Source organism: Agrobacterium sp. 22-221-1, assembly GCF_053522445.1.
Genome location: NZ_JBNWCL010000004.1, coordinates 186,773 through 203,790, shown reverse-complemented (window position 1 = coordinate 203,790; position 17,018 = coordinate 186,773). Strand labels below are relative to the sequence as shown.

Annotated in this window: 8 protein-coding genes; 6 read left to right on the top strand and 2 right to left on the bottom strand. The window is 61.1% G+C overall.

Features of this window, described 5'->3' with window-relative positions; all coding sequences use genetic code 11:
• The first annotated feature begins 196 nt into the window (after nt 1–196).
• From denD to ACQZ5N_RS08325, 4 genes are all read left to right on the top strand, one after another.
• The gene (denD, locus tag ACQZ5N_RS08340; RefSeq protein ID WP_080836872.1) at nt 197–1,183 is read left to right on the top strand and encodes a D-erythronate dehydrogenase; all 987 of its coding nucleotides are present in this window, start codon (nt 197–199) and stop codon (nt 1,181–1,183) included.
• Complete coding sequence (locus tag ACQZ5N_RS08335) at nt 1,180–2,082, top strand: NAD(P)-dependent oxidoreductase (RefSeq protein ID WP_448732649.1); 903 nt, start codon at nt 1,180–1,182, stop codon at nt 2,080–2,082. The genes denD and ACQZ5N_RS08335 overlap by 4 nt, the downstream gene beginning before the upstream one ends.
• A 9-nt stretch (nt 2,083–2,091) precedes the next feature.
• Nucleotides 2,092–3,876 carry an IlvD/Edd family dehydratase gene (locus tag ACQZ5N_RS08330; RefSeq protein WP_448732648.1) on the top strand — a complete coding sequence of 595 codons (1,785 nt, stop codon included), beginning with the start codon at nt 2,092–2,094 and terminating at the stop codon, nt 3,874–3,876.
• A gap of 112 nt (nt 3,877–3,988) precedes the next feature.
• Nucleotides 3,989–4,963, top strand: a complete 975-nt coding sequence (locus ACQZ5N_RS08325; protein WP_448732647.1) for a threonine ammonia-lyase — start codon at nt 3,989–3,991, stop codon at nt 4,961–4,963.
• Nucleotides 4,964–4,971: 8 nt separating this feature from the next.
• Here ACQZ5N_RS08325 and ACQZ5N_RS08320 read toward each other — a convergent pair whose 3' ends face one another.
• Nucleotides 4,972–6,075 (bottom strand): NAD(P)/FAD-dependent oxidoreductase, encoded by a 1,104-nt coding sequence (locus tag ACQZ5N_RS08320; RefSeq protein ID WP_448732646.1) that lies wholly within the window; start codon nt 6,073–6,075, stop codon nt 4,972–4,974.
• Nucleotides 6,076–6,305: 230 nt separating this feature from the next.
• Between ACQZ5N_RS08320 and ACQZ5N_RS08315 the strand changes: the two genes are divergently transcribed.
• Nucleotides 6,306–6,449, top strand: a complete 144-nt coding sequence (locus ACQZ5N_RS08315) for a hypothetical protein (protein WP_003505150.1) — start codon at nt 6,306–6,308, stop codon at nt 6,447–6,449.
• 76 nt (nt 6,450–6,525) lie between these two features.
• Here ACQZ5N_RS08315 and ACQZ5N_RS08310 read toward each other — a convergent pair whose 3' ends face one another.
• Nucleotides 6,526–7,704, bottom strand: a complete 1,179-nt coding sequence (locus tag ACQZ5N_RS08310; RefSeq protein WP_448732645.1) for a M20 aminoacylase family protein — start codon at nt 7,702–7,704, stop codon at nt 6,526–6,528.
• 575 nt (nt 7,705–8,279) lie between these two features.
• On the opposite strand from ACQZ5N_RS08310, the gene ACQZ5N_RS08305 reads away from it, so the two are divergent.
• The gene (locus ACQZ5N_RS08305; RefSeq protein WP_448732644.1) at nt 8,280–16,775 is read left to right on the top strand and encodes a GH36-type glycosyl hydrolase domain-containing protein; all 8,496 of its coding nucleotides are present in this window, start codon (nt 8,280–8,282) and stop codon (nt 16,773–16,775) included.
• Nucleotides 16,776–17,018: the final 243 nt, after the last annotated feature.

Here is a 17,018-nt window from a genome sequence, read left to right as displayed (position 1 = left end):
ACCCTCTCCGTCCAATCCGCCCTAAGTTTCCGGACAGGGCTCTTTCGCCCTTGCTTTTGCCGGTTTGTGAAAAAATACTATTTTCAATCCGATCATATAAGGTTATCAGACAACCTTACAAGCTAATTTATCGGTCGACTGGCCGATGATGTTTTTTCGGTCCCGGGAGAATGGCCGGGACAAAGAGGAGGAAGACATGCATATCGCAATCATCGGCGCCGCAGGCATGGTTGGCCGCAAGCTGACGCAGCGTCTCGTCAAGGATGGATCGCTTGGCGGCAAGCCAATCGACAAGTTCACGCTTATCGACGTGTTCCAGCCCGAAGCGCCCGCCGGTTTTTCCGGTACGGTCGATGCGCGCGCCGCCGATCTCTCCGCGCCGGGTGAGGCCGAAAAGCTGGTTGAAGCCCGTCCCGATGCCATTTTTCACCTCGCTGCCATCGTCTCCGGTGAAGCCGAACTCGATTTCGACAAGGGCTACCGCATCAACCTCGACGGTACGCGTTATCTCTTCGACGCCATCCGCATTGCCAATGGCAAGGATGGTTACAAGCCGCGCGTGGTCTTTACTTCGTCTATCGCCGTCTTCGGTGCGCCGCTTCCCTATCCGATCCCGGATGAATTCCACACCACGCCGCTGACCAGCTATGGTACGCAGAAGGCGATCTGCGAATTGCTGCTGTCCGATTACAGCCGTCGCGGTTTCTTTGACGGCATCGGCATTCGTCTGCCGACCATCTGCATTCGTCCCGGCAAGCCGAATGCGGCCGCCTCCGGCTTCTTCTCCAATATCCTGCGCGAGCCGCTGGTCGGCCAGGAAGCGGTTCTGCCGGTGCCGGAAAGCATTCGCCACTGGCACGCCTCGCCACGTTCCGCCGTCGGCTTCCTCATCCATGGCGCAACGATTGACGTCGAAAAGGTCGGCCCGCGCCGCAACCTGTCGATGCCGGGCCTCAGCGCCACCGTCGGAGAACAGATCGAGGCGCTGCGCAAGGTCGCTGGTGAAAAGGCTGTTGCCCTTATCCGCCGCGAGCCGAACGAGATGATCATGCGCATGTGCGAAGGCTGGGCCCCCGGTTTCGAGGCCAAGCGCGCCCGCGAACTGGGCTTTACGGCTGAAAGCTCGTTCGAAGAGATCATTCAGGTTCATATCGAGGACGAACTGGGAGGTTCACTGAAATGAGTGTTGGCGGGGAGGAGAAGAAGCGGTCTGTCGCCTTTATCGGCACAGGCCTGATGGGCGGGCCGATGGCCCGGCGTCTGCTGGGCGCCGGCTTTTCGGTCACCGTCTGGAACCGTAGCGTCGATAAGGCCGAGGCACTGGTTGCCGATGGCGCGGTCGTCGCGGCATCGCCGGCGGAGGCTGCCAGAGGTGCCGATATCGTCATCACCATGCTGAGCGACGGCAAGGCTGTGGGCGAGGTGCTGTTCGAGGCCGGCGTGGCTGAAGCGCTGAAAAAGGGTGCGGTTGTGATCGACAGCAGCTCGATTGCGCCGCCGATTGCGCGGGAACATTCCTCCCGGCTTCAGGCGCTTGGTATTCAGCATGTCGACGCGCCGGTTTCCGGCGGTGTACCGGGCGCGACGGCCGGTACGCTCGCCATCATGGCCGGTGGGGACGAAGCGCTGATCGCGGCTCTTGCGGATGTCTTTGCGCCGATGGGCCGGCTCACCTATGTCGGCCCCTCGGGCGCGGGCCAGCTCTGCAAGCTTGCCAACCAGCAGATCGTCGCCATCACCATCGGCGCGGTTGCCGAGGCGATGATGCTGGTGGAAGCGGGCGGCGCATCGCGTGAAGGGTTCCGCAACGCCATTCGCGGCGGTTTTGCCGAAAGCAGGATCCTGGAACTGCATGGCGACCGCATGGTGAAGCGCAATTTCGTGCCGGGCGGTCCCTCCAAGTTCCAGCTCAAGGATCTGAATGGCGTATTGGCGACGGCGAAGGATCTGTCTCTCAACCTGCCGCTTACCCAGCAGGTGACGCGGGAATTTGACGATTTCGTTGGTGATGGCGGTGCCGATATCGACCATAGCGGCATCCTGCTCTACCTCGAAAAACTGAACAACCGGGAACAGGGCTGAGGCAGGTTCATGAGCGACGAGAAGACACCGATGCGCCGCCTGCGGTCGCAGGACTGGTTCGACAATCCCGACCATCTCGACATGACGGCGCTCTATCTGGAGCGCTTCATGAATTACGGTGTGACGCCGGAAGAGTTGCGTTCCGGCAAGCCGGTCATCGGCATCGCCCAGAGCGGCAGCGACCTGACGCCCTGTAATCGCGTCCATGTGGAACTGGTCAAGCGGGTGCGGGACGGCATCCGCGATGCGGGCGGCATTCCCATCGAGTTTCCGACCCACCCGATGTTTGAAAACTGCAAGCGCCCGACGGCTGCGCTCGACCGCAATCTTGCCTATCTCAGCCTCGTGGAAGTGCTTTACGGTTATCCGCTCGACGGCGTCGTTCTGACCACGGGTTGCGACAAGACCACGCCTTCGGCGCTGATGGCGGCAAGCACGGTGGATATTCCAGCCATCGTTCTATCCGGTGGGCCGATGCTCGACGGCTACCATGATGGTGATCTGGTCGGTTCCGGCACCGTCATCTGGCGTATGCGCCGTAAATACGGCGCCGGCGAAATCACCCGCGAGGAATTCTTGCAGGCGGCGCTCGAATCCGCGCCTTCGGTCGGCCATTGCAACACCATGGGCACGGCCTCCACCATGAATGCCATGGCGGAAGCGCTCGGCATGTCGCTCACGGGCTGCGGCGCGATCCCTGCCGCTTACCGCGAGCGTGGCCAGATGGCCTATCGCACCGGCCGCCGCGCCGTCGAGCTGGTTGTCGAGAACATCAAGCCCTCCGACATCATGACGCGCGAGGCGTTTTTGAACGCGATCTGCGTCAATTCGGCAATCGGCGGTTCCACCAACGCTCAGCCGCATCTGGCAGCCATGGCGAAACATGCGGGCGTGGAGCTTCGCGAGGAAGACTGGCAGGTCCACGGTTACGACATTCCGCTCATCGCCAATGTCCAGCCTGCCGGCAAATGGCTGGGCGAGAAATATCACCGCGCCGGCGGCACGCCTGCCATCATGTGGGAGCTTCTCAAGGCGGGCAAGCTCGACGGAAACTGTCCGACCGTGACCGGCAAAACCATGGCGGAAAATCTGGAAGGGCGGGAATCGACCGACCGCGACGTGATCCTGCCTTACGATAAGCCGTTGAAGGAACGGGCCGGTTTCCTCGTTCTCAAGGGCAATCTGTTCGATTTCGCCATCATGAAGACGAGCGTGATCTCGGCGGAATTCCGCCAGCGCTATCTGAGCGAACCGGGCCGCGAGGGCATTTTCGAGGGCAAATGCGTGGTGTTCGATGGTTCGGAAGACTATCACGCCCGCATCAACGACCCGTCCCTCGATATTGATGAGCGCACCATTCTCGTCATTCGCGGTGCGGGGCCGCTCGGCTGGCCGGGTTCGGCTGAGGTCGTCAACATGCAGCCGCCGGATGCGCTGTTGAAAAAGGGCATCACCAGCCTGCCGACGATCGGCGACGGCCGGCAGTCGGGAACGGCGGACAGCCCGTCCATCCTCAACGCCTCGCCGGAAAGTGCGGCCGGTGGCGGGCTGGCATGGCTTCGCACGGGCGATGTGATCCGTATCGATTTCAATGAGGGCGAGTGCAATGCGCTGGTGCCGGATGAGGAGCTTGCCGCCCGCAAGGTCGACGGCATTCCCGCCGTTCCCGCGGATGCGACGCCATGGCAGCGCATCTACCGCCAGTCGGTGACCCAGCTTTCGGATGGTGCGGTTCTGGAAGGGGCCGCGGATTTCCGCCGGATTGCCGAAAAGATGCCCCGGCACAATCATTGATCACATAGGACAAAATCCCCGGCCACGTCCGGGGATTTTTCTTTTCCGGGCGGTTTCGCAATTGATTGCGACCTCTTAATGTACCCGCAAATCCGCATCACAGGGGCACGACATGACAGATATTTCGATGATAGAAGCCGCGCGTGGGCGCATCGGCAACCATGCGGTTCGCACACCGCTTCTTTCATCGCCTTTTCTGGACGAAATTGCCGGGCGAAAGCTGTTCGTGAAGGCTGAATGCCTGCAAAGAACGGGTTCCTTCAAGTTTCGTGGCGGCTGGTCGGCTGTCTCCGGCCTTCCGGCGGAGGTGCGCGCCAAGGGCGTGATCGCCTTTTCCTCCGGCAACCATGCGCAGGGCGTGGCGCTTGCCGCCCGGCTGCACAATGTTCCCGCCGTCATCATCATGCCGTCGGATGCACCGAAAATCAAAATCGACAATACCCGCGCCTATGGCGCGGAGGTGGTGCTCTATGACCGGGCAAATGAGGACCGTGACGCCATCGGCGACCGCCTGTCGCGCGAGCGCGGGCTGACGCTGATCAAGCCGTTCGACGAGCCGCTGGTCATTGCCGGGCAGGGCACGGTGGGGCTGGAAATTGCCGAGCAGGGCGCGGAGCTTGGCGTTGGCGCGGCCGAGGTTCTGGTGCCGTGCGGCGGCGGCGGTCTCACCTCGGGCATTTCGCTCGCGCTCGCCGCTAAGGCTCCAAATTACAAAGTAAGGACCGCCGAGCCCGAAAATTTCGATGACGTGGCGCGCTCGCTCGCCTCGGGCAGGATAGAGCGTAACGTTTCGACATCCGGTTCTGTCTGCGATGCGATCATCACGCCGCAGCCCGGCAACATCACCTTCCCGATCATGGCGGGGCTTTGCGGGAAAGGCGTTGCCGTGACCGAGGAGGAAGCGTTGCGGGCTATGGTTCTCGCCTTCAACCGGCTGAAGATCGTTGTCGAACCCGGTGGTGCGGTGGCGCTGGCGGCGGCGCTGTTTCATGGCGATGAACTGGAAAGCGAAACGGTGATCGCAGTCGCTTCCGGCGGCAATGTCGATCTGGAGATCATGGCCGGCGCGCTGTCCCGTTTCGGCTGAGGTTAAGGTTAGGCGTCTAGCCGTTCAGCGACCTCATCGGCAATCGCCAGCGAGGCGGTGAGGCCGGGGCTTTCTATGCCGAAAAGATTGACGAGGCCGGCAAGGCGGTGGGTTTCCGGCCCATCGATGCGGAAGTCCATGGCCGGTTCGTCCGGGCCGGAAATCTTCGGCCGGATACCGGAATAGGCCGGGATCAGTGCGTCATCGGGAAGGCCCGGCCAATAGCGCCGTATCGCATCGCCAAACCCCTCCATGCGGCGGGGATCGACGGCATAGTCGATGGCGTCCACCCACTCCACATCCGGCCCGAAACGGGCCTGGCCGGCGAGATCGAGCGTGAGATGCACGCCGAGGCCATGGGTGTGCGGCGCGGGGTAGATCAGCCGTGAAAACGGCGACTTGCCGGCCAGCGAAAAATAGCTGCCCTTGGCGAAACGCGCATGCGGGATTCCATCCTCCGGCAATCCTTCGATCTTTCTCGCCACCATGGGTGCAACAAGCCCGGCGGAATTGACAAGCAGCCGGCATGTCAGGCTGGTGGGCTCCGCTCCGCCGACATGAACGCGGAAACCATTGCCCATCGCCTCTGCCTTTTCGAAGGGTGCGTTCAGGGCAAGGGCCGCGCCATGATCCTGCGCGTCTCCAAGCAGCGCCAGCATATAGCCGTGGCTATCGATGATACCGGTCGAGGGCGATATCAGGGCTGCGACGCAGGCGAGCGCGGGTTCGAGCAGGAGCGCCTGTAGCGCATCGATCAGCTCAAGGTCGTTGCAGCCGTTAGCTTCGCCTTTTTCGTGCAGGGTGGCGAGCATGGCCACCTCTTCATCGCTCGTGGCGACGATGAGCTTGCCGCAACGACGATGTGAAACGCCGTGGCTTTGGCAGAAGGCATAGAGCCGCTCCTTGCCCTCCACGCAAAGTCGAGCCTTGAGGCTTCCGGCCGGATAATAGAGCCCGGCGTGGATGACTTCGCTGTTGCGGGAGGAGGTGGCAGAGCCGAATTCCTTCCCGCTTTCGAGGATGATGACGGAGAGGCCGCGCATCGCCAGTTCACGCGCTGTCGCGAGCCCTATCACCCCGGCTCCGATGATGATGGCGTCGATATCCGTCATGGTCTTTTCCGTACCCGCCACCGGTTTTGAACGGAAATGCCCTCCACCGCGTTGATCCTGCGCAATGGGTAGATTGATGCTTGCCGGTGGGCAAGTCGCAATCGGTATTTTTCCCGATGCGCCAATCTTATGGAATTTTATCTCTACTGAAACAGTGGGGAATAAAGCTATTCTATAAGTGAAATAAGCAATGCCCGCTTTGAAGCGGCCGAGCAGGAAGGGAGTGTACAATGTCTTATTCCAAGGCAGGAAAAGTAAAAGACTTTGTCTCGCAGCCCCAGTCGCCGCGCAACTGGAAAGATTCGGTTCATGCGGCTCTTGTCGGCGTCTGCGTGGCTTTTGTCGCTGCCGTCATTTTCGGTCTCGTTCCCTGATCCTCCCGATTTTCTCATCAGGTAATTTGAGAATAAAAGGCCGGTCGCTCCTCCGACCGGCCTTTTTCATGCCCATTCATGCCTTCAGGTAATCTTCCGCCAGATCGACCCAGAAAGCGGTTCCGATCGGCAGGATATCGTCGTTGAAATCGAATTTCGGATGGTGCAGCGGCGGGTCGTTATCGGTGCGCGCGGTGCCGAGGAAGAAATAACAGCCGGGCCGTTTCTCCAGCATATAGGCGAAGTCTTCCGCACCCATCGATGGGCGCTGCATCTCGACCACCTTTTCAGGTCCGGCAAAACGCCGGGCGAGATCGGCGACATAATCCGTTTCCGCCTTGTGGTTGACGGTTGCATTATAACCGCGCTCGTAGTCGATGGTGACGCTCATGCCGTAGCTGGCCGCCTGGCCTTCGGCTATCGCCCGGATGCGCTTTTCCAGCTCGTCGCGCACGCCCGGATCGAAGGAGCGGATGGTCAGCAGCATTTCCGCCGTTTCGGGAATGACATTGCTGGCAGCACCGGCATGGAACGCGCCAACCGTGACGACCGCCGATAATTGCGGATGGATGTTGCGTGACACCACGGTTTGCAGCGCCATGATGATGCTTGCGCCGGCAACGATGGGGTCGGCCGCATCCTGCGGTTCGGCGCCGTGGCCGCCGTAACCGTTGACGGTAATCTTGCACTCGTCGACGGCGGCAAGGATCGGCCCGTCGCGTAGCACGAATTGCCCGAAGGGCACGCCGGGATCGTTATGAAGGGCAAAAACCGCATCGCAGGGAAAACGTTCGAACAGCCCGTCTTCGATCATGATGCGGGCGCCGCCGAAATTCTCTTCCGCCGGCTGGAAGATCAGATGCAGGGTTCCGTCGAAATTTTTGCGCTCGGCAATGATCTTCGCCGCGCCGAGCAGCATGGCGGTGTGGCCGTCATGACCGCAGGCATGCATCACGCCCTGATTGGCGCTCGCATAATCCGCCCCCGTCTCCTCGTGGATCGGCAGGGCGTCGATATCGGCGCGAATGCCGAGCGTGCGGGTGCTGTCGCCATTGCGGAGTGTGGCGACGACCCCGGTTCCGGCCAGCCCCCGCGTAACCTCATAGCCCATTGCCGCCAACTGTTCGGCGATAAAATCCGACGTTTTGAATTCCGAAAGGCCGATTTCGGGGTTGCGGTGCAGGTGGCGGCGAATGGCCACCACATCCGGCATATGGTTGGCAAAGGATGCGAGATTTGCGGTCTGTCTGGTCATTTTTAAAGTCCCGGGTTCGGCCGTTTTTTCCGGCGCCTTTTGCAAATGCCATAGCAGCATATGCAGCCATGCGTAAGAGGCGTAGCCTGCCCGGAAATGCCCCGAAATTCAGCGCTTGCATCGTGCCGCGACAGGTGGCATGGAACTATTGACGTCCTGGGGCATTAGCTTCTTTCGGATGTAGCGCGGGCCTCTCGGTTCGTGTTGCCCTTCAGGTTGTCAACGGGGGATTATCGGACGTTGCGCGAACAATTTTCGCCATCGGGGAGGGTGCGAAATCCGGTCGGAACGGCATTGCCGGGCCGAACGACGCCATTTTCTTCCCCTCATCGAAAACGCCCTGTCCGCGCCGATCTCCAGCTTCGCAGATATTCCGGAATAATGACGCTGCAGCATGACGCGCCTGCGGATATTCTGCACTTGACGATCCGTTCCGCACAGCGTCCGGTCCGGTTCACCGAAGGTTCAGGATAAGTCATAAATATAGCGTGGCCCGATTTTCGTGTGTGTTCCCGCCACGGACGAAATGCCGGTCAAGTCGAACAGGTTTCCATAAAGTTCAGAATACGAGCCCGATGTCATTTCATATTACCCCGACCGCCGCCGCCCGTGATTCCGAGACGAAGCAGATCGATCACAACGATTCGATCCGCGCGTCCTATATGACGGTGGAGGAACTGCATGATGCGGGCGCTGCGCTTTCGCGCGATGGCGCCGACAGTCTTCCCGGCTTCATGGAGTTCGATTTCTTCGAGCGTCATCGCGAGAACGAGAAGGAAATCCTCAGGGTCTATCGCACCACGGCCGTCGATGCGGAAAATGGCGCGACGATAACGCCGGCGGCGGAATGGCTGCTCGACAATCACTACGTCATCGAAGAGGCGATCCAGGAAGTCCGCCGCGATTTTCCTCGCAAATTCTATCGCCAGCTGCCGACGATGACGGTGGGCGGCGTGACTATCCCGCGGGTCATGGCGCTCGGCTGGCTTTATGTCGCCCATACCCACAGCACGGTTTCGCGCGAAAACATGACGGCGCTGGTGGATGGCTACCAGACCTCGAAGACGCTGCAGATCGGCGAATTGTGGGCTTTGCCGTCGATCATCCGTTTCGTCCTCATCGAAAATCTCCGCCGCATCTCCATCCGCGTGGAGCGTTCGCGCCGCATGCGCCAGAAGGCGAATGAGGTCGTCGATGAAATCATCCGTCTGAACGATGCGGAAGCCTCGGCAGCGCTTCTCAAGCAGGTCGATTCGCTGGTCGACGACCCGACTTTCGCGACGCAGTTCCTTTATCGTCTGCGGAACGGTTCGCAGACCTCCGGTTTTGCCGTTGCCTGGCTCGAAGAGCGTCTTCACGCTGCCGGCACCGATGCCGAAAATGTCATGATGTCGGAACATAATCGCCTGGCATCCGGCAATGTGACGATGGGCAACATCGTCAAGAGCCTGCGCGAAATCGACGATACCGAATGGTCGGTGTGGTTCGAGGAAGTCAGCCATATCGACAAGGTTCTGCGCGAAGAGACCGACTACGAGGTTCTCGATTTCGGTTCGCGCAACACCTACCGCAACACGATCGAACTTCTGGCGCGCCGTTCTCCCAAGACCGAAGTCGAGGTTGCGCGCGCCGCCGTGGAAATGGCGCGTTCGGAGACGCCGGCCGGTGCGGATGAAACCCATCGCGTCAATGTCGGCTCCGTGCTTGTCGGCCAGCGCCGCTTCGAGCTTGAAAAGGCTTTGGGTTACCGGCCGCTGGTGTCGCAGCGCATCGTGCGCTCGATGCGCAAGTTCAACTGGCTGGCAATCGCCGCGCCGGTGCTGCTGATCACTGCGCTCGCCATGCTTGCTGTCGGCTGGTTCCTGGCGCAGGCCGGCATGCCCTGGTATGTCGTGACCGCGTTCCTGCTGATGTTCGCATTGCCGGCATCCGAAGGCGCGACTGGCCTCTTCAACACCCTCGTCACCTTCTTCGTGAAACCGTTCCGGCTGGTCGGATACGAGTTCAAGAACGGCATTCCGCAGGATGCCCGCACATTGGTCGCCGTGCCCTGCATGCTGACCAGCCGCGACAGCGTCGACGAGATGATGCGCAATATCGAAGTGCATTATCTGGCCAATCCGCATGGCGAGATTTACTTTTCGCTGGTGAGCGACTGGCGCGATGCGCAATACGAGCAGTCCGACGACGACCTTGAAATTCTCGACTATGCCAAGCGCGAGCTTGCGGCGCTGAACAGCCGTTATGCCTTTGATGGCAAGACGCGCTTTTACCTGCTGCATCGCCGCCGCCTCTACAATCCGGCCGAAGGCTGCTGGATGGGCTGGGAGCGCAAGCGCGGCAAGCTGCATGAGCTGAACATGCTGCTGCGCGGCGACAAGGATACGACCTTCCTCGGTGGCGCGAACATCGTGCCGGAGGGCGTGAAATACGTCATGACGCTGGATGCCGATACGCGCCTGATGCGCGATGCGGTGACCAAGCTCGTCGGCAAGATGCACCACCCGATCAACCGTCCGGTCATCGATCCGGTATCCGGACGGGTTGTCGAAGGCTACGGCCTGCTGCAGCCGCGGGTAACGCCTTCGCTGACGACCGGCAAGGATGCCTCCGTCTTCCAGCGCGTCTTCTCGATCAACCGTGGTATCGACCCTTATGTCTTCACCGTTTCCGACGTCTATCAGGATCTGACCTCCGAAGGCACCTTCACCGGCAAGGGGCTTTACGATGTGGATGCCTTCGAGGCGGCGCTGAAGGGCCGTATCGAGGAAAACTCCATTCTCAGCCACGATCTGCTTGAAGGCTCCTTTGCGCGTTGCGCGCTGGTGACCGATGTGGAGCTGGTGGAGGACTTCCCGACCCGTTATGAGGTGGAAGTGTCGCGCCAGCATCGCTGGGCGCGTGGCGACTGGCAGCTTCTGCCCTTTATCCTCGATCGTGCCCGCGGCGTTACCGCCATCGGCCGCTGGAAGATGGTCGACAATCTGCGTCGCTCGCTGACGCCGATCGCCTGGTTCTTCGCCTCGATCCTCGGCTGGTATTTCATGGATCCGCTCGGTGCGTTGATCTGGCAGATCCTGCTGATCTTCTCGCTGTTCGTCGCGCCCACGCTTTCCCTGCTGTCTGGTCTCGTGCCGCGCTCCACCGATATCGTGCCGCAGGCGCATTTCCATACCATCTGGTCGGAAATCCGCGCCACCAATGCACAGGTTGCGCTGCGCATCGTCTTCATCGCCGATGCCGCCTGCATGATGACGGATGCGATTGCCCGTTCGCTTTACCGTCTGCTTGTGAGCCATAAGCTGATGCTGGAATGGCGTACCGCCGCCAGCATGCAGTCGAGCGCGCAGGGCAGCATCGTCGATTATTACCGCCAGATGTGGCATGCGCCCGTGGTGGCGATGCTCGGCCTGCTGTTTGCGGCACTGCCGGGCGACAACGCCTTCCTGATCGGCATTCCTTTCACGCTGCTCTGGGTTCTGTCTCCCGCCGTTGCCTGGTATGTCAGCCAGTCCGCTGAAACCGAAGACCGACTGTTCGTTTCGGAACACGTTTCCTTCGAGCTTCGCAAGATCGCACGCCGCACCTGGCGTTATTACGAGGCCTTCGTGACACCGCAGGAAAACCACCTGCCGCCGGACAACTTCCAGGAAACGCCCGAGCCGATCGTCGCTTCGCGCACTTCACCCACCAATATCGGCGTCTATCTGCTTTCCATCATTTCGGCGCGTCAGTTTGGCTGGATCAGCTTTGCCGATACGCTGGAGCGGATCGAGAACACGATCCAGACCGTCGAAAAGATGGAGAAGCATCGCGGCCATCTCTACAACTGGTATCATACCGACACGTTGCAGACGCTTGGACCGCGCTATGTTTCGGCGGTGGACAGCGGCAATCTCGCGGGTCACCTGATTGCGGTTTCGTCCGCCTGCCGTGATTGGGCAGAAGCGCCGTCCGCGCATCTTCAGGGCAATCTTGACGGTATCGGCGATGTCGCCGGCATTCTGCGTGAAACGCTGAAGGCGCTGCCCGACGACCGCAAGAACCTGCGTCCGCTGCATCGTCGCCTTGAGGAGCGCATCATCGGCTTCTCGAACGCTCTGGCCTCGGTCAAGCGCGAGCATGAATTCGCTTCGATCCGTGTCATCAATCTCGCGGTTCTTGCGCGCGATATCCAGAAACTCGCAACCAACGTCGATCACGAGGTGAAGTCCGCGCAGAGCGCGGAAGTGACCCGCTGGGCGCAATTGCTCGTCGATTGCTGCGAGGCGCATATTTCCGACAGCGCCATCGACCTCACCAATATGGAGCCGCTGCGCCAGCGCCTCGCATCGCTGCGCGACCGTAGCCGCAACCTCGCCTTCTCGATGGATTTCACTTTCCTTTACCGCAAGGATCGTCGTCTTCTGTCGATTGGCTACCGCGTCGAAAGCAAGGAGCTGGACGAGGCCTGCTACGACCTTCTGGCTTCCGAATGCCGCCTGACCAGCCTCTTCGCCATCGCCAAGGGCGATCTGCCGACCGAACACTGGTATCGTCTCGGCCGTCAGGTCGTTCCGATCGGTGCGCAGGGCGCGCTGGTTTCCTGGTCCGGCTCGATGTTCGAATATCTGATGCCGCCGCTCGTCATGCAGGAGCGTCAAGGTGGCATCCTCAACCAGACCAATAATCTGATCGTCAAGGAACAGATGAACCACGGCCGTCGCCTCGGCACGCCATGGGGCATTTCCGAAGCGGCGTTCAACGCCCGCGATCACAACATGAATTACCAGTACACCAACTTCGGCGTGCCGACCCTTGGCCTCAAGCGCGGCCTTGGCCAGAATGCGGTGATCGCGCCTTATGCATCGATCCTCGCCAGCCAGTATGATCCTGACGGTGCGCTCGAAAACCTCGACAAGCTGCGCAAGCTTGGCGCTCTCGGCCAGTACGGTTTCCATGATGCGGTGGATTTCACGCCGACACGTGTGCCCGATGGCAAGGTCTGCGCGGTGGTCTACAACTATTATGCCCACCATCACGGTATGTCGATTGCGGCCGTCGCCAACGTCGCTTTCGACGGCGTGCTGCGCGAACTCTTCCATTCCGATCCGGTAATCGAGGCCGCCGAACTGCTGCTGCAGGAAAAGGCACCGCGCGAAGTGCCGGTCATGAGCGCCAAATACGAGCCGGAAACCCCCGGCAAGGAACAGGCCGACCTGCTGCGCGCAGAAGTGCGCTCCATTGCCGATCCGGCCGTGCGCGACCGCGAAGTGGTGTTCCTGTCGAATGGCCACTACTCGACCATGCTCACCTCCACGGGTGCCGGTTATTCGAAATGGAACGGCCAGGCGATTTCCCGCTGGAAGGCCGACCCGACCGAGGACCGCTGGGGCACCTTCATCTTCCTGCGCGACACCACCAATGGACAATGGTGGAGCGCGACGGCGGAGCCGCGCGTTATCGAAGGTGAAAAGACCAAGACGATCTTCACCGACGACAAGGCCGAGTTCCACAAGACTACCGGCGATCTGCAGAGCGTGGTCGAATGCATCGTCGCCACCGAGCACGATGCCGAAGGCCGCCGCGTCACCCTGCTCAATGTCGGTTCCGAGGATCGCTATATCGAAGTGACCTCCTATATGGAGCCGGTCATTGCGTCGGAGGATGACGACAACGCCCATCCGCTGTTCTCGCGCATGTTCGTGCAGACGGAAATCGGCCGCCGCGGTGACGTTATCCGCGCCTGGCGCAACCGTCGCAGTCCGAACGAACCCGGCACCGTCATCGCGCATCTTGCCGCCGACAATGCCGGCCCGTCGCGCCCGACGGAATTCGAGACGGATCGCGCCAAGTTCATCGGTCGCGGACGTTCGCTGCGCGAAGCGGCGGCGTTCGATGCCGGTGCGACGCTTTCCAGCACCGATGGCTTCACGCTTGATCCGATCCTGTCGCTACGCCGCACCGTGCGTGTGCCGGCGGGCAAGAAGGTGAGCGTGATCTTCTGGACGATCGCCGCGCCGAGCCGTGAGGAAGTCGACAAGGCAATCGACCGTTATCGTCATCCGGATGCCTTCGCGCATGAACTCGTGCATGCCTGGACACGCACACAGGTGCAGATGCGCCATGTCGGCGTCACCTCGCAGCAGGCGGCCGCCTTCCAGCATCTCGGCCGTTATCTGACCTATCCCGACATGCATCTGCGGGCGGATTCGGAAACCCTGAAAACGGGTCTCGCTTCGCAGCGCGCTTTGTGGCCGCTTGCGATTTCGGGCGATTTCCCGATCTTCAGCCTGCGCATCAACGACGATATGGACATGGATATCGCCCGTGAAGCGCTGAGCGCCCATGAATATCTGCGCTCGCGTGGCGTGATCTTCGATCTCGTCATCGTCAACGAACGGGCTGCGTCCTATGCGCAGGACATGCAGCATGCGCTGGATCATATTTCCGAGGCGCAGCGCCGCATCAATCCCGCCGATGGCGGACGTCCGCACGTCTTTTCGGTGCGCCGCGACCTGATGGATGAAGAGACCTGGAGCGCGCTTCTCGCCGCTTCCCGCGTCGTTCTCCACGTGCGCAACGGCAAGATCGTCGACCAGATCAACCGCGCGGTATCGCTGTTTGCGGCCCATCGCGGTCCTGACGGCACGAGTGACGCCGCACAGGCCCGTCTGCCTGTTCCGGTCTTCCCTGTGGCGGAGCCGGTGGAGGATGCGGGCGATCTCGATTTCTGGAACGGTTTCGGCGGTTTTGCCAGAAGCGGTCAGGAATATGTCGTGCGCCTCAATGGCGGGCAGTCCACGCCGCATCCATGGATCAACGTCATCTCGAACGAGAATTTCGGCTTCCATATTTCGGCGGAAGGCGCCGGTTTCAGCTGGAGCCGCAATTCACGCGACTATCAGCTGACACCCTGGAGCAACGATCCGGTCATCAACCGGCCGGGCGAGGCCTTCTATGTCGTCGATGTGGAGACAGGAAAGCTCTATACGCCCTGCGCCGCGCTGTCGCGCGATCCGGAAGCCATGTTCGAAACCCGCCATGGCCTCGGTTACTCCGTGTTGACGGGCGTGGCCGATACGCTTGAGGTGGAGCTGACGCAGACCGTGGACCGTGAAAAACCGGTGAAGCTCTCGCAGGTCATCGTTCGCAACAAGGGTTCGAAAAGCCGCCGCCTGAAGGTCTATGCCTATGTGGAATGGGTGCTCGGCAATAACGGCCAGAAATCCGCGCCGTTCATTCTGAGCAGGCACGATGCCGGCAACAACGCGATCTTCGCGTCGAACCCCTACAGCATCGACTATAGCGCCCGCACCGCTTTCCTGACACTCGACAGCGAGGCGAGCGGGTTTACCACCAGCCGCCGGGAATTCATCGGCCGCTTCGGGTCGACGCAGGCGCCGCAGGGCATCGTGTCCGGCGCCGCACTCAGCGGCAGCACCGAGGTCGACGGCGATCCCTGTGCCGCACTGATGCAGGAAATCCACCTGAAGCCCGGCGAAGAACGGCACATGACCTTCATTCTCGGTGATGCCGACAATGCGGAAGAGGCCGAAGCGCTGGTGAAGGATGTTCGCAAGGCGGACTTCCAGACGGTGCTGGATGAGAGCAAGGCGTTCTGGACGGGCTTTACCGGCCAATTGCAGGTTTCCACGCCCGATTCCGGCTTCAACCACATGGTCAACAACTGGTTGCCCTATCAGGCGCTGGCGTGCCGCATTCTGGCGCGCACCGCCTTTTACCAGTCGAGCGGCGCCTTCGGTTTCCGCGACCAGCTTCAGGATACGCTGGCCTTCCTGCTCTACCAGCCGGATCTCGCCCGCAAGCAGATCCTGCGTGCGGCAGGCCGCCAGTTCCCGGAAGGCGATGTGCAGCACTGGTGGCTGCCGCTGACGGGCGCCGGTGTTCGCACCACCATTTCGGATGATGTGGTCTGGCTCGCTTATGCGATCAACCAATATGTCTCGGCCACGGGTGATGCCGCCATCCTCGATGAAAGCATCCCCTTCCTGAAGGGTGCGGCATTGATGCCCGGCCAGCATGACGCCTTCTTCCAGCCTGAGACCAGCGACAGATCCGCCACGCTTTACGAGCATGCGGCGCTGGCGCTCGATCTTGCCATTCATCGCACTGGCGAAAATGGCCTGCCGCTGATCCTCGGCGGCGACTGGAACGACGGCATGAACCGTGTCGGCGTGGGCGGTAAGGGCACCAGCGTCTGGCTTGGCTGGTTCCTGTCCGGAGCGTTGCGCGATTTCATCGAGATTGCGGAAAAGCGTGGCGATACCGACCGTGTCGGCAAATGGGCGGCGCACCGGGAAAGGCTGCGCAATGCGCTGGAAACGGCGGGTTGGGATGGCAGCTATTACCGGCGTGGTTATTTCGATGACGGCACGCCGCTCGGTTCCGCCGAAAGCGAGGAGTGCCGGATCGATTCGCTCGGCCAGAGCTGGAGCGTTCTCTCCGGCGAAGGCGAAGAGGTTCGGTCGCGGCAGGCAATGGATGCCGTCATGGAGCATCTGGTTGATGAGCAGACCGGCATTATCCGGCTGTTCACGCCGCCCTTCTCGCGTGCGCCGCATGATCCGGGCTACATCAAGGGATATCCGCCGGGTGTGCGCGAAAACGGCGGACAATATACCCACGCGGCGACCTGGGTGGTTCTCGCCCTTGCGAAGCAGGGTAGGGCGCAGGAGGCATGGAACTGCTTCAAGCTGCTCAACCCCGTCAATCATGCGCTCGATGCGGCAGCGTCGGAAACCTATCGGGTCGAACCCTATGTGGTGACTGCGGATGTCTACGGTGAAGGCGCTTATGCGGGCCGTGGCGGCTGGAGCTGGTACACGGGTTCCGCCGGCTGGCTCTACCGCGCCGCCGTCGAGGGTATTCTCGGCATCACCCGCACCGACGGCAAGCTGCATATTTCGCCGTCGCTACCGGAGGACTGGAGCGGCTTCTCGGTGAAGATCACGCTCGACGGCAAGGCCAGGGACATCGTCGTAAGCCGCAAGGCCGATACGGCGGAAGTCTCCGTTTCCGTCGATGGCAAGGCCCTGTCGGCAGGTGATCGGGTGATCCCCTTCGACTGAGACGATCAAGTCTCCGTTCGCCTTTAAACTCAGGCTCCTGTGGTAACGCAGGGGCCTGAATTTTTGTGGGCTACCCTGGCCTCTGACTCAGTTAATGGGTCGGATCATGGCACGGAACCGGGCTCCTTCGCAGCGTCGGCTGGAAGCTCCCGCAGCACCGAGATAGGGTCATATTGGCGAAGGTTTTGATGGCGCGGTGCCGGATCGCCCGGTGCGGACTGTCTCGTCAATCTTTTCGAGAAA

Coding starts and splice junctions, on each gene's coding strand:
- denD (WP_080836872.1), top strand. CDS start 197: ATGCATATCGCAATCATCGGCGCCGCAGGCATGGTTGGCCGCAAGCTG.
- ACQZ5N_RS08335 (WP_448732649.1), top strand. CDS start 1,180: ATGAGTGTTGGCGGGGAGGAGAAGAAGCGGTCTGTCGCCTTTATCGGC.
- ACQZ5N_RS08330 (WP_448732648.1), top strand. CDS start 2,092: ATGAGCGACGAGAAGACACCGATGCGCCGCCTGCGGTCGCAGGACTGG.
- ACQZ5N_RS08325 (WP_448732647.1), top strand. CDS start 3,989: ATGACAGATATTTCGATGATAGAAGCCGCGCGTGGGCGCATCGGCAAC.
- ACQZ5N_RS08320 (WP_448732646.1), bottom strand. CDS start 6,075: ATGACGGATATCGACGCCATCATCATCGGAGCCGGGGTGATAGGGCTC.
- ACQZ5N_RS08315 (WP_003505150.1), top strand. CDS start 6,306: ATGTCTTATTCCAAGGCAGGAAAAGTAAAAGACTTTGTCTCGCAGCCC.
- ACQZ5N_RS08310 (WP_448732645.1), bottom strand. CDS start 7,704: ATGACCAGACAGACCGCAAATCTCGCATCCTTTGCCAACCATATGCCG.
- ACQZ5N_RS08305 (WP_448732644.1), top strand. CDS start 8,280: ATGTCATTTCATATTACCCCGACCGCCGCCGCCCGTGATTCCGAGACG.